The sequence below is a fragment of the Bosea vaviloviae genome, assembly GCF_001741865.1.
Lineage (GTDB): Bacteria > Pseudomonadota > Alphaproteobacteria > Rhizobiales > Beijerinckiaceae > Allobosea > Allobosea vaviloviae.
Genome location: NZ_CP017148.1, coordinates 60,333 through 73,649, shown reverse-complemented (window position 1 = coordinate 73,649; position 13,317 = coordinate 60,333). Strand labels below are relative to the sequence as shown.

Genomic DNA, 13,317 nt, shown 5'->3' with positions numbered 1-13,317 from the left:
TCACACGGGTCGTCGCTGATTTTCATTTTTCCCAACTGGTCTAGTGCAGGCAAACACCAACTGCCGCACGGTCGGGCGGCAGTTGTAGCGTCGTAGTTCATCCCAAGCAGACCAGAAGGTCCTTGGCATCGACCTGATCGCCGACCTTCACCACCACCTCCGAAACGGTGCCGTCTCGCTCCGCTCGGATGGCCGTCTCCATCTTCATGGCTTCGATGGAGACCAGAAGATCCCCGTTCCTGACCACTTGGCCGACCAAGACCGCTAGCTGCGAGATGACACCGGGCATCGGCGCTCCCACTTGGGCAGCGTCAGCCTGATCGACTTTGCGGCGCAGCTTTACATTCGCCATTCCATGGGCTCTGTCAGGCACCTTGACGTGCCTTGGCTGCCCGTTGAGCTCGAAGAACACGGTGACCATGCCCTTGTCGTCGAGCTCTCCAATTGCGAGGCAGCGAATGACGAGGGTTTTTCCCTTCTCGATATCGACGAGGACCTCGTCGCCGGCCTTCATCCCGTAAAAGTAGGACAGGGTCGGAAGCGCACTGACCGGACCGTAGTTGCCTCGGGCGGCAACGAAATCCAAAAAGACCTTCGGGTACATCGTCCAGGAGGCAAACTCCTGGTCGCTCACTGCGCGTCCAAGCCGCCTCTCAAGATCGGCCCGAAGCTGAGGCAAGTCGGCGAGTTCGATCAGCGAGCCTGGTCGAACCGTGATGGCGGGCTCTGACTTCAGTGCTTTGCTTTGGATGGCCTTGGGCCAGCCACCTGGCGGCTGGCCAAGGTCGCCTCGCAACATGGCCACGACAGATTCAGGGAAGGCAATCTCTCGATCAGGTGCCTCCACGTCTGCGATGGTCAGGTGCTGCGACATCATCATCAGCGCCATGTCACCCACGACCTTAGATGACGGCGTAACCTTCACGATGTCGCCGAACATGCGGTTCACGTCGTGGTAGGTCTGAGCGACCTCGTGCCACCGGGTCTCCAAGCCAAGGCTCCGAGCCTGCTCCTTCAGGTTCGTAAACTGGCCGCCCGGCATCTCATGAAGATAGACCTCGGAGGCCGGGCCCTTCAGATCGCTCTCGAATGCCGCGTACTGATTGCGAACTGCCTCCCAGTAGAACGAGATCTTCTTGATCCAAACCGGGTCCAGGCCCGTGTCCCGCTCTGTCCCCTTCAGCGCTTCCACGATCGAGCCAAGGCAAGGCTGTGACGTGTTGCCGGAAAAGGCGTCCATCGCGGCATCGACGGCATCCACACCTGCCTCCACGGCCGCCAGAATGCTGGCACCGGAAATTCCGGAGGTGTCGTGGGTATGGAAGTGGATCGGCAGGTCTGTTGTGTCCCTCAGAGCCTTGAACAAAACCGAGGCCGAGCGGGGCTTCAGAAGGCCAGCCATGTCCTTCACGCAGATGATATTGGCCCCTGCCGCCTCCAGCTCTCTGACCAGCGAAACGTAATAGTTCAGATCGTATTTCGCGCGATCCGGGTCCAGGATATCGCCCGTGTAGCAGACGGTTGCTTCGCAGAGCTTTCCTTCGTTGCGGATCGCGTCAATCGAGACACGCATGTTCTCGACCCAGTTGAGGCAATCAAACACCCGGAAGAGGTCGATACCGGCAACTGCAGCCTGACGGACAAAATTTGTGACGACGTTGTCGGGATAGTTCGTATAGCCGACGCCATTTGCCCCGCGGAGCAGCATCTGGAGCAGGATGTTGGGGGCTTTTTCTCGTAGCTGCGACAGTCGCTCCCACGGATCTTCACAGAGAAAACGCATCGAGACATCGAAAGTCGCCCCGCCCCAGCATTCGAGCGAAAGGAGTTGAGGCAGTTCGCGCGCATAGGCGTCAGCGATCGACACGATGTCTCGGCTTCGCACACGGGTTGCCAGCAGCGACTGATGCCCGTCCCGCATCGTGGTGTCGGTGATCAGTACCTGCCGTTGGGCTCGCATCCAGGCGGTGAAACCCTCAGGCCCCAGCTGATCGAACAACTGTTTCGTTCCGGAGGGGATTTCCTTGGGAGAGAAGGGTACGACCGGTGCCGCGGCTTCTGGATGTGGGGCCGGTCTTCCGCGGGTTTCCGGATGCCCATTCACGGTAACGTCCGCGATGTAGCTAAGGAGCTTCGTAGCGCGGTCCTGCCGCTTCACCTGGGCGAATAGCTCGGGAGTGGTATCGATGAATCTGGTTGTATAGGAGCAGTCTGCGAAGGCCGGATGGCCAACCAAAGATTCCAAAAACGTGAGGTTCGTAGCGACGCCACGGATACGGAACTCCCGAAGTGCGCGATTCATGCGCGCGATGCACTCGGACGGTGTGGGCGCCCAGGCGGTCACCTTTTCCAGAAGCGGATCATAGAAGCGGGTAATGATCGCTCCTGAGTACGCGGTTCCGCCGTCCAGCCGGATCCCAAAGCCCGTCGCTCCTCGATAGGCGGTGATGCGCCCGTAGTCGGGGATGAAGCTCTGTTCCGGGTCTTCGGTCGTCACGCGGCACTGCAGCGCGTGGCCGTTGAGCCGGATATTCTCCTGGCTGGGGACGCCTGACGCGGCGTCGCCGATCGTCTCGCCGCAAAGAATTTTGATCTGAGCTTTAACGATGTCGATGCCGGTGACCTGCTCGGTCACGGTGTGCTCGACCTGAATGCGAGGATTGACCTCAATAAAATAGAACTTCTCGGTATCGGTGTCCTCGAGGAACTCAACCGTTCCGGCCGCGACATAGGCGGTCTCTCTTGCGATCTTCAGTGCGTAGCCACAGAGCTCGTTACGCCTGTCCTCGCTGAGGTAAGGGGCAGGTGCCCGCTCAATAACCTTCTGATTGCGACGCTGGATCGAGCAATCGCGCTCGAAGAGGTGAACCGCATTGCCGAGCCGGTCGCCAAGAATTTGCACTTCGACGTGCCTGGCGCGTTCGATCAGCTTTTCGAGGTAGACTTCATCCTTGCCAAACGCTGCCTTAGCTTCCCGCTTGCCTTCCGCGACCTCCGCGAGGAGGTCGCTCTCGCTACGGATTGCCCGCATGCCTCGGCCGCCACCACCCCAAGACGCCTTCAGCATCACGGGATAGCCAACCTCAGCCGCAAGCTTCTTGATAGCATCTGGATCGTCGGGGAGGGGATCGGTTGCCGGAATGACCGGCACCCCAATTTCGATGGCCAGATTCCTCGCCGCGACCTTATTGCCGAGGCGCCTCATTGTTTCGGGGCTAGGGCCAATGAAGGCAAGGTCGTTTTCGGCACAGGCTTCCGCGAACTCCGGGCTTTCGGATAGCAGACCGTATCCCGGGTGGATAGCATCCGCCCCAGAGAGCTTGGCAACGCGGATGATCTCGGAGATCGAAAGATAGCTCTCGATCGGCCCCAAATCGCGGGCGAGATGGGGCCCGCGACCGATTTGATAGGACTCATCTGCCTTGAAGCGATGCAGCGAGTATTTGTCTTCTTCCGCCCAGACGGCCACCGTTGCGATATTAAGTTCAGTCGCCGCTCTGAAGACACGGATGGCGATCTCAGATCGGTTTGCGACGAGAATTTTCGTGATCTGGTCCGTCATTGGCGCTTCCCGTATCCAAGAATTCCTATTGTGGGGTGTTGTGCCCGCCGCTCAGCCGGAGAGCGGCAGCCAGATCATCCAATTAGGGAGATGATGAAACGGCTCGCGACGAAGAGCAGAAATATGCCGAATGCGAGTTCCAGCTTTCTCTTTGATAGCTGGTGCGCCAGCTGAGCGCCGATGGGTGCAGTCCAGATGCTGGTAGGAATGAACAGTAGGAAGCCGATGAGCGATACGTAGCCTAGGGAAAGAGGCGGAAGCACATCCATCTTCGGCCAGCCGGCATAGATATAGCCGAGTGCTCCGGGAATCGAGATTAGAACGCCCAATCCCGACGAGGTAGCCACTGCCTGATGGATAGGTCGGCCGTAGAAGGTCATGAACAGACTTGAAAGCTGCCCTCCGCCAATGCCCATCAGAGCGGACAGAACGCCGATGATAAGACCGTACAAAACCATCAGTGGGTTGCTCGGCATGTCATCGCCGAGCTTCCAGCGTTCCGACGCGAACAAAAGGCGCAGTGCGCTGACCACCGCGACCGCGACAAAGATGATCTTGAAGAGGTTGGGCGGAGCGTATTTCGCGACGTAACTGCCAGCCAGGACGCCCAGCAGGACCGGCACCGCCCACACCTTGAGGATAGATGTATCAACGAGGCCTTTGGCTCGATGAGCATTGTATGATCTGATCGAGGTCGGAATAATGATCGCCAGAGATGTACCGACGCAAAGCGGCATCCGGATTTCTTCCGATACGCCAATCACCCGGAAAATTTCATAGAGAATGGGCACGATTACGGCGCCGCCTCCGACTCCGAAAAGTCCTGCCAGAATCCCGGTAATGGCACCCGCCGCGACCAACGAGACGGCTAGGAAGGCGAGATCGCCAAGTGGAATTCCAGCAATCATCTCGACCCCCTACTGGTTCAAGCTCATTCAACAGCTCGCTATGTGATGCTTTTACTTGGATTGAGCGAATAGTGGGCTCTTTATCCCGGGACTCTTTGCAATTTTCGCTCGCTGATCGGCCGCGCTGTGGGCGATCTTCTCGGCAGCGAAGCAGACGCCATAAACCGGCGCTTGTGATGTTCTCATGTGAAAAGGGCCGCGGGGGTAGTTCCGCGGCCCAATCTGAGTCTGCTCAACTCCAACTTCGCCTAAGCGGCAGCGTTAGGACCGCAGGATTATACCGAGGCCATCAGCTTGAGGGCAGCGAGGGCGTAGATCTTCGCGCAATCGACGACATCTTGCTCATTGGCGTAGTCGTCCACGCCGGCGGGGAGGGTCGGCTGAGGGCCAAAGCAAATCGCCGGCACGCCTCGGTTTCTCCAATGCCGAGCATCGCTATCCGGCAGGCGAACCACCATCCGCGGAGCTGACCCACGGACCGTTGCGATCGTGTCGGAGAGGAGGGAAGCGTATCGGCTGTTGGAGGGCTCCCAGTTCGGATCCCACTCCTTCGGATAACTCAGCTGAATTCCTTCGAACCGGTTTGCGAGCGCCAGCAGGCGCTGCTTTACGTCGGAAGCAGGGATACCGGGCGGTAGCCGGAAATCAAAATGAGCGAAGGCTTTGGGTGCAATCAAGCTCCGCACGGTGCCCGCACCAATTACGCCGGCACTTGCCGAAAGGCGAAGCCCCAGGTTGTCTTCGCCACCAGAGACGCCGTCCAATTCAGCGGGGAGCGTCCCATATTCGTCGTTCAACTTGTCGATCTCGGTCATAAGCGCGACGAGCTTGCCGACCGCGCTTTCCTCCCGCAGTGCGCGGGACGAGTGGCCGGAAGGTCCAGTTACCTCGACATCGACCCAGAGCAGCCCCTTCTCGGCAACCGCCAGATCCATATAGCCCGGGCTCTCGGCGCTGATCATGAAGTCGCCTGCCAAGCCAGGGTGCTCACGCAGAAGCGTCTCCGTGCCCCGGGAGCCGAACATCACCTCGTCGCAAACCGCCGTGAAGCTGATCTTACCGTCCAACTTCGCAAGATGCTCAGACAGGATGGCCGTCGCCAGCGCCATAGCTGCGAGACCGCCCTTTGCCCATTCCAAGCCCGTAGAGCTTTCCGTCTTTCCGGGTCAGCTCAAGCGTGGGAACGGTCCAGGCCGCCTCGTTGCCGGGCTGCATCGTATCCATATGCGCATTGAAGACGACATGCTTCCCCGACGACTTGCCGGATAACGTCACAAAGACGTTCGATGCGTCGTCGTCCACGTTGATGCGGTCGCTAGCGATACCTTTCGCGGAAAGGAACGCCTGAAGCACATCCGCGACCTCCTTCGTCCGGCCAGGAGGATTCATGCTGGGAACCGCAACGAACCGGGCGCAGAGATCAACCAGCTCTTGGCGCCGTTCTTCGATCTGCTGGCAAACCAAGCTGCCGAGCTCGTCCAAGCCGCTCATTTGGACAGCTCCAGCTGCCGATCCGCGAGCCAGTTCGGCAGAACCTGTTCAGCCGGCCGCCCGACATACTGCTCGTAGACGACCGGATCGGTGGCTCCTTCGGTTCCGATAACGAGGACAACGCTGTTCTCATCGAGGCTGATGGCGGCTCGGCTTGTCGCGTCGCCTGCAACGTGGAGGCTGGCAGCCAGACCGGCGACAGCGGACTCTCCAGCCACGATCGGCTGATCACCATACCGACCTTCGGCGAGAATGCGCATGGTCTCGGCTGCAGCTTCATCCGTGATTGTCAGGAAGCCGTTCACCCCTGGCTTCAGGATCGACCAAGCGAGCAGCGAGACTTCACCGCAAGCCAGGCCAGCCATGATGGTGTCCAAGCTGCCATGGTCCGCGGTAGGGGTGCCAGCTTCAGCACTGAGCTGAATGCAGCGCGCGCGCTCAGGCTCCGCAACGTAGAACGCAGGGGCGCGGTCTCCGAACCTCTCCCAGAGATATGCGCAGATGCTGGCCGCGAGACCTCCGACGCCGCCCTGCACAAAGACGTGCGTCGGCAGCGGACCGCCCGAAATTTGATCCAGGACCTCGTCGACGATGATGCCGTATCCCTGCATCACATACCGGGGAACGTCGGTATATCCCTCATAGGAAGTGTCTGAAATGACGTTCCAGCCATTGCGTTGGGCGTCGTCGGCAGCACGCCTGACCGCGTCGTCATAGGTGCCCTGCACCTCGATGACCAGGGCATCATACGCCGCGATGGCGTCACGGCGACCTTGGCTGACCGTTGCATGAACGTAGATCACACATTTGCAGCCGAATGTCTGGGCGCCTCAGGCGACTGAACGGCCGTGGTTGCCGTCCGTTGCACAGGTGACCGTAATATCCTGCGTCACATGGCTGAAGCGGCGGGAAACCAGCTCCTCAGTCGTCGGGCGCGAGCCTGTCTGACGCTCGACCTCCGCCTGGAGGACGGCTGACACCGCATACGCGCCGCCCAGAGCCTTGAAGCTCCCGAGACCAAACCGCGAGCCCTCATCCTTGTAGAGGATCGAGCGGACGCCTGCTGCCTTGGCAAGGCCATCCAGCCTGCGCAGAGGGGTCTGGTGATACCCCGGCCACGAGGTGATCTCTTCACGGGCACGGTCGAGGGCCGCGAGGCTGAGGATCTCAGTCCGTTCCTGGGTGCCGTAGGCTTCAGTGCGAACGGGCCGGGAATTCAGATGAAGGCTGAACTTGTCGTTGAGAACTGCTGTCATGGTCCTGATCTCAATATCCGAGGGCTAAGCCGTCACGGCGCGGATCCGCTCCACCCCGAAGGAGGCCGCGCTTTCGGTCGATGAAGATCGCCTGGGCGGTTCCGAGCGGGTTAGGGGCGGGGGTTGGGCGGTGACCTAATGCTCGGAGCCGCGCCAGCGCGGCCTCGGGCACGGTGTGCTCAAAGTCGAGCACGTCGCCCCGAGCAAAAATCCGGGGAGCGTCTATCGCTTCCTGCACGGACATCCCATGGTCGAGGATGTTGGACAGGACTTGGATTTGGCCGATCGGCTGGAAGTGACCGCCGGTCACCCCAAAGGCCAATTCCACCTCACCATCTTTCGTCAGCATCGCGGGCAGAATGGTGTGCAGAGGCCGCTTACCGGGCGCGAGGACATTGGGATGGCCCTCGTCGAGGACGAACCCGCAGCCCCGGTTGTGAAACAACACACCGCTCTTGGAAGAGACGATGCCGCTGCCGAAATCATCGAAGATCGAGTTGATGAACGAAACCGCAGTGCGGTCTTTATCAACGACCGTCAGGAATACGGTGTCCTTGTGCTCTGGAGCCGGAATCGGGGTCAGATTGCTGATACGGCCGGAATTTGAAATCCGCGGGAAAAGCGCATCTGCACGTCGAGCGGACAAAAGGTGCTGGAGAGGCACCGGGGCAATGTCCGGATCGGCAACAAACGCATCACGTTCCGCATAAGCGATCCGGGCGATTTCGGCGAGGATATGATATCGCTCGGGAGATTGCAGATCGAGTGCGGACAGATCGAAGCGATCGAGCAGAGTTGCCATAGCTAGCACTGTGACGCCCGATCCATTTGGCGGGCATTCCCATAGCTGGTGACCCCTATATGCCGCTGAGATGGGGGTTTCGTAACGCGGCTCGAAAGCGGCGAGGTCCTGCAGGCGATGAGACCCGCCAAGCGCGTTCAACGAGGCGACAATATCTTCAGCGATCCAGCCCTCGTAGAAGGCGGAAGCACCCGACGCGGCAACCTCGCTCAGCGTCTTCGCAAGATTCCGCTGCACGTGTACATCGCCAGCCGACGGCGCCCTGCCATGCGGAAGGAAAATCGCTGCTGTGTCTGCTAGCTTCGAGAGCTTCTCGGTCTGCCTGGACCAGTCGCGGGCGAGGCGCTCCGTTACCGGATAGCCATTTTCCGCGGCGTTTATTGCAGGCGCGAGAAGGCCGGCCCACTCTCGGCTACCATGATCCTGAACGAGCTTCTCCCATGTGCGCAGCGCGCCAGGGACGGTAACGGCATGCACGCTATCGCCAGGCAGCACAGCCTTGTGGTCTTGCCGCAGGCGCTCGACATCGATGTTCGAGGGTGCTGCACCAGATCCGTTGATGGCGACAACTGGCTTGCCCTCGCGCTTGATGAGCGCAAAGCAATCCCCACCGATGCCGGTCTGGCTCGGCTCGACGACAGCCAGAACAGCGGCGGCTGCGACTGCAGCGTCGATGGCGTTTCCGCCTTCGCGCAGTACATTGATCGCGGCTATCGAGGCGAGGGGATGGGTAGTAGCCACCATTCCGTTGACGCCAAACGCCTCGGATCGGCCCGGAAGTTCAAAATTTCTCATGATTAGCTTTCATTCGGTCTGTCAGAAGGATGCGAGGCTCGCGTTTCTGAGGTCAGTGACCAGCATGCTGGAGGGAGCGTGCGTGATGCACAGCGGCGGTCGTGCATGAGCGACGGCTAACTGAGGCGTCAGCCCGCAGGCCCAGAAAAGGGGTAGTTGCCCGGCCCCAACTTCGGCCGAGCCGACATTCTTGTAGCGCCGAGCCAAGTCGACCCCGATCGCGGCCGGGTCACCAATGTGTACTGGCGCTCCGTGTACGTGCCTTTTGCCAAATCGACTCAGCCGGAACGGGCATTCTTGGCTCAGGAGCACGCAGTTCACCGTGTTCTGCACGCAGCTCGTCCTCGATCGAGGTGACAACCCGATTGGCTTCGTCGGTCCTACCCTTCACTTCCAACCAACGCGGGGATTCCGGGAGCGCCTTGCGCATCCATAGGATGAACAACGCGCCGACGCCGGGGATGATGAACATGATGCGCCAACCGAAAATCGGAATGAGCGCCCAGCTCAGCAGCGTCGAAGCGAGCAGGCCGGTGCTCGAAATCATCGAGAGCATAGATACCCAACGCCCGCGCTTCTGGGGCGGCACGAACTCAGCGATGGTGCCGTAACCAAGGACGATTTCTGCACCAAGGCCGATGCCGCACAGGAAACGGAGGAAGATCACCCATTCCATGTTGGGTGCGGCTGCACCTGCGAGTGAAGCAAGGCCAAAGATTGCCAAGTTCCATTGGAACGTGACACGCCGTCCGAGCCAATCCGCAACGACGCCAGCACCAATCGTGCCGATAAACATGCCAAGGAAGGTTGCCGAGACAAAGTAGGCGTTAAGGTCGAGAGTGGAAAAGCCGGTAGCGATAAAAACGCTCAGAACAGCGCCGGCAATGTAGATATCGAAGTTGTCGCAAAACATGCCGCCGCCGACGAGGTCGACAAGTTTTTTATGAAATCGACCGGTCGGGAGCCTATCTAGGCGCGATGAAACCGATGGTTGGGCCATATTCCTCTCCTACATTTCTTCGTTTTGAGTTTTGTTTTTATCGCTTTGCGATGCAGTCGATCTCCACAAGTGCATCGCGAACGAGTTGGGTAACGCCCACGCACGTCCGTGTTGGACGGTGGTCTACTTCAAAGAACTCCGCATAAGCTTGGTTCATCTCGCCGTAGTCGCGCTTGAATTCAGTGAGGAAAACGCGAACGCTGACGACATTTCGCATGTCCAGGCCCAGGTCAGCCAAAACGGAACGCATATTCTGGAGCGTCCGCCTGGTCTGGGCAGCAATGCCGTCTGGAAGAGGCGCTTCTGGATCGTGCAGATCTCGACCAAACTGTCCGGTCAGGAACACCAGGCCGTCCGCTTCCACGGCATGGCTGCTGGGCGAGACGGAAGGCGGCATGCCGGGGAGGTTGTGTCGCAATATCGAGGTCATTTGGCGCCCTTTCGTCGATCGAGCGGTCGAAATGCGGCCGGCCGCCCTCCGGCCAGCAAGGGTCGGCTCGAATAAAGATATTGCGTCCGGGCGGGAAAAAGCCTCTAAGACGGGGCTCAATCCGCAGATTTGTCCCATTCCATGACCGATAACCGAAGACTTCGTGCGCGCGACCTAGATGTTTAGTCCCGGCATTTGGTGGATAGGATCGAGCTTGAACTTTTCGGGCTCGATCGTCCACCGTTTGCAGATGAACTCGTAGGGCGTGAGCCCCTTCAGGGTCTTGAGCCGCCGGCCGAAATTGTAGGCGCTGACGAAGTTGGCGAGGTGCCGTTCGAGCTGCTCGTGGTCGTCATAGTGGTAGCGCTTGACGGTGGCGTCCTTGATCGTGCGGTTCATCCGCTCGACCTGGCCATTGGTCCAGGGATGCTTCGGTTTGGTGGTGCGGTGGTCAATATCGGCCTTGGCGCAGGCGTATTCGAAGGCATGAGCGCGGAACAGCTCTCCGTTCGCCATCGCCTCCCTGATGAGCGGAACCGCTGAGCCACCGGCGCCCGGCGTCGTGAAGTGCGTGCCGTTGTCGGTCAGGACGATGGTGATCTTGTAGGGAACCGCTTCGACGAGATGGCGGAGAAAGTCGCCTGCGGTGCGCCGTTTGGCTTGCCGATGAAGCTCAACGAAGGTGAATTTGCTGGTCCGATCGATGGCGACAAACATATAGAGCTTGCCCTGTGCGGTTTGCACCTCGGCAATATCGATGTGGAAATAGCCGATCGGGTAGCTCTTGAACTTGGTCTTGGCTGGTCTCTCGCCTTCGACCACGGGCAGGCGGTTGATCCCGTGACGCTGCAGGCAACGATGCAGCGATGAGCGAGTCAGAGTCGGGATTGTCGGCTGCAGCGCATAGAGACAATCGTCGAGCGGCAGCAGGGTATGACGCCGAAAGGCAACGACAATGGCCTCCTCTTCGATGGTCAGCACCGTCGAGGACGGGTTCTTAGGCCCGGTCGGCGCATCGGCGACCGAACTCCGCTTCTTCCATTTCGCGACTGTCTTCTGGTTGATGCCGTAGCGCTTCGCCAGCGCCCTCAGGCTCGCTTGACTATGTTGTATCGCTCGACGGACTGCCTCAGTCGTCGTGGCGCTCCCGTGAAGAACCTGGACCATAGCGCGTCCCTCGATTCATGCTTCGAGATTGCACCATCAAAGCCCGGGATCAAACATCTAGTTCAGTGCAACTTCCGCATTGAAGTCCTCGATCAAGTCGTCCCAGGCTTGATAGGAGCTGGCGACGCCCTTCCAAAAAGCTTGGCTGCGGCGTGCATCGAAGTCCTCGACACTCACGCCTTGCTGCTCGACCCAGGTGTAGTAGCCAAGATTGAAAACTCTGCGTCGGTCGCGCCCCGTCGTTTCGATCACTGAGTCTGCCACTGGTTCATGCAGGCAACGCCGAAGCATGGCGTGAAAGTCATTCTGCGGGATGTCTTCCGGAATGTGCGTCTCGATCATAGCTGCCGCTTCGCTCTCATAAAGTTGAGCGCCATCAGTAGCAATCGTGACGATAACATCGTCGGGGCCAAAGTCCATGTATTTCGCAAGTTTGATGGAAGCGACGATATTGGCGAAGCCCGAGATGCCAACGTTATCAAAACTCGTAAGCTCAGATCGCTGGACACCCAAGAGATTTCTCAACGCGTTGCGATTCGATTCGCCTCTAAACAGGACGTTTAATGCGTTGGTCGATTGATCTGATACACCAATAATATAATCTAAATTCATTACATTATGTATCAAGGGCACATGCTTGTCGCCAATGCCTTGGATGTTGTGCTCTCCGTAACCGCCTTCGAGTAATGTCGGGCATTCTAGAGCTTCGACCGCGGCGATCCGTGTGCCGTACACCGCCTTGAGGTAGTCGCCGGCGGCGATGGTGCCGGCCGAGCCGGTAGCAGAGACAAAAGCTGCCAATCGGGAGCCCGCTGCCTGTCGTGCGAAATTCTCGAACACCTTTCCGCAAGCCGTCCCAGTGCAGAGGTAATGAGCCATGTAGTTGGGAAATGCGGAAAACTGATTGAGGATGACATTGCTGTCATCGAGCTCAAGGGTATGGCACGCGTCGTATATTTCCTTGACGTTGCTCTCGGTGCCCTGCGTGCGGATGATGTGGGACGGATCTGCGACCCACCTTTCCAACCATTCAAAGCGTTCGCGACTCATGCCCTCCGGCAACACGGCTAATCCGTCGCAACCGAGTATCCGGGAGATCGCAACGCCGCCGCGGCAGTAATTGCCAGTCGAGGGCCAAACTGCGCGATGGCGCTCCGGGTCGAATCTGCCGGACACCAGCTTGGTCACGAGGCCCGCGTAAGCCGGGAGCACTTTATGCGCCCCGATCATGGGAAAATGGGCCCCAACCATCACCACAATCGGCGCATCAACGCCCGTCAACGCCTTCGGCAGCACAAAATGCCGAGGAAGGCCGGCAAGCGTTCTGCGATCCTCCGCGTTGAACCAATTGACTCGCCAGAGATTGTCGGATTCGGGCGCATCGGGATCCACGCCCTGAAGGTTTGCAGTTATATCAGCTGGTATCGGAGTGATGCCTGCCAGCTGCGAAAAGGTCGGAAGCCGAACTCCGCGAGCGCGAGCTCTACGTATCGCGGCGGAGCGCGCTTGGGCATCTACGATCTCAATCGAGTCCAATAGACCTGAGCCCGGTAACGACATGCTTAGCTCCGCTTCGATAGCTGCGGACGCGCCTTCCATCCGCCAAGATGGTCGAAACATACTGAGTGGAGAGGTTTTTTGCGCTCGATTTTCGGGTGCATTTCGCAACAAGGCCTCGCAAGCCTTGCCGGTGAAGTGTGCGAATGCCCAGGACGTAGCATCAGGTCGCGTAGGTGCAATGCCTCGGCCGCACGCCGGCATAATGGCTGTGGAGGCCCGCAGGCCAAGCATTGCGGTAGGTTGCGATAAGTTCTCGTAGCATTGTGTCATATCGAATGCGAGAATCGAGCGCATTCCTCGCGATCAATTCGCTACCATCGCTTAACTGAAGAGTTACAGCACTGCT

The 13,317-nt window shown here is 59.1% G+C and carries 9 protein-coding genes and 2 pseudogenes; all 11 read right to left on the bottom strand.

Translation table 11 applies throughout. The annotated features are described in order from the left end of the window. Positions 1-97: 97 nt before the first annotated feature. The 11 genes and pseudogenes from pyc to BHK69_RS29875 all read right to left on the bottom strand — a co-directional run bounded on the left by pyc (position 98) and on the right by BHK69_RS29875 (position 12,803). Positions 98-3,562 (bottom strand): pyruvate carboxylase, encoded by a 3,465-nt coding sequence (pyc, locus tag BHK69_RS29915; protein ID WP_069694130.1) that lies wholly within the window; start codon positions 3,560-3,562, stop codon positions 98-100. Positions 3,563-3,636: 74 nt separating this feature from the next. Then, on the bottom strand, positions 3,637-4,470 hold the full coding sequence (locus BHK69_RS29910) for a sulfite exporter TauE/SafE family protein (RefSeq protein WP_069694129.1): 834 nt from the start codon (positions 4,468-4,470) through the stop codon (positions 3,637-3,639). Between the two features lie 275 nt (positions 4,471-4,745). Then, positions 4,746-5,579 carry a M20/M25/M40 family metallo-hydrolase gene (locus tag BHK69_RS29905; protein ID WP_148663727.1) on the bottom strand — a complete coding sequence of 278 codons (834 nt, stop codon included), beginning with the start codon at positions 5,577-5,579 and terminating at the stop codon, positions 4,746-4,748. Further along, positions 5,551-5,961, bottom strand: coding sequence for a zinc-binding metallopeptidase family protein (locus BHK69_RS32420; RefSeq protein WP_148663726.1), 411 nt, complete (start codon positions 5,959-5,961; stop codon positions 5,551-5,553). Before BHK69_RS32420 ends, BHK69_RS29905 begins: the two co-directional genes overlap by 29 nt. Further along, a pseudogene (locus tag BHK69_RS29900) lies at positions 5,958-7,217 on the bottom strand (diaminopropionate ammonia-lyase). The gene BHK69_RS32420 and the pseudogene BHK69_RS29900 overlap by 4 nt, the downstream one beginning before the upstream one ends. 10 nt (positions 7,218-7,227) lie before the next feature. Then, positions 7,228-8,814, bottom strand: a complete 1,587-nt coding sequence (gene ggt, locus BHK69_RS29895; RefSeq protein WP_069694128.1) for a gamma-glutamyltransferase — start codon at positions 8,812-8,814, stop codon at positions 7,228-7,230. A gap of 21 nt (positions 8,815-8,835) precedes the next feature. Next, positions 8,836-9,075, bottom strand: a pseudogene (locus tag BHK69_RS31740) (D-glutamate cyclase family protein); the annotation flags it as partial. Continuing rightward, on the bottom strand, positions 9,044-9,727 hold the full coding sequence (locus tag BHK69_RS33320; RefSeq protein WP_244548597.1) for an MFS transporter: 684 nt from the start codon (positions 9,725-9,727) through the stop codon (positions 9,044-9,046). The pseudogene BHK69_RS31740 and the gene BHK69_RS33320, both read right to left, overlap by 32 nt. Positions 9,728-9,851: 124 nt before the next feature. Beyond that, a complete protein-coding gene (locus tag BHK69_RS29885) occupies positions 9,852-10,244 on the bottom strand; it encodes a RidA family protein (RefSeq protein ID WP_069694126.1) in 393 nt (130 codons plus the stop codon). Positions 10,245-10,418: 174 nt separating this feature from the next. Continuing rightward, a complete protein-coding gene (locus BHK69_RS29880; RefSeq protein WP_069694125.1) occupies positions 10,419-11,411 on the bottom strand; it encodes an IS481 family transposase in 993 nt (330 codons plus the stop codon). A 57-nt stretch (positions 11,412-11,468) separates the two neighbouring features. After that, positions 11,469-12,803: a pyridoxal-phosphate dependent enzyme gene (locus BHK69_RS29875; protein WP_342029762.1), complete on the bottom strand. Its 1,335-nt coding sequence runs from the start codon at positions 12,801-12,803 to the stop codon at positions 11,469-11,471. Positions 12,804-13,317: the final 514 nt, after the last annotated feature.

Bases quoted from the DNA above. Each gene is read 5' to 3' on its own strand.
- pyc (WP_069694130.1), bottom strand. From the start codon at position 3,562: ATGACGGACCAGATCACGAAAATTCTCGTCGCAAACCGATCTGAGATC.
- BHK69_RS29910 (WP_069694129.1), bottom strand. From the start codon at position 4,470: ATGATTGCTGGAATTCCACTTGGCGATCTCGCCTTCCTAGCCGTCTCG.
- BHK69_RS29905 (WP_148663727.1), bottom strand. From the start codon at position 5,579: ATGGCGCTGGCGACGGCCATCCTGTCTGAGCATCTTGCGAAGTTGGAC.
- BHK69_RS32420 (WP_148663726.1), bottom strand. From the start codon at position 5,961: ATGAGCGGCTTGGACGAGCTCGGCAGCTTGGTTTGCCAGCAGATCGAA.
- ggt (WP_069694128.1), bottom strand. From the start codon at position 8,814: ATGAGAAATTTTGAACTTCCGGGCCGATCCGAGGCGTTTGGCGTCAAC.
- BHK69_RS33320 (WP_244548597.1), bottom strand. From the start codon at position 9,727: ATGTTTTGCGACAACTTCGATATCTACATTGCCGGCGCTGTTCTGAGC.
- BHK69_RS29885 (WP_069694126.1), bottom strand. From the start codon at position 10,244: ATGACCTCGATATTGCGACACAACCTCCCCGGCATGCCGCCTTCCGTC.
- BHK69_RS29880 (WP_069694125.1), bottom strand. From the start codon at position 11,411: ATGGTCCAGGTTCTTCACGGGAGCGCCACGACGACTGAGGCAGTCCGT.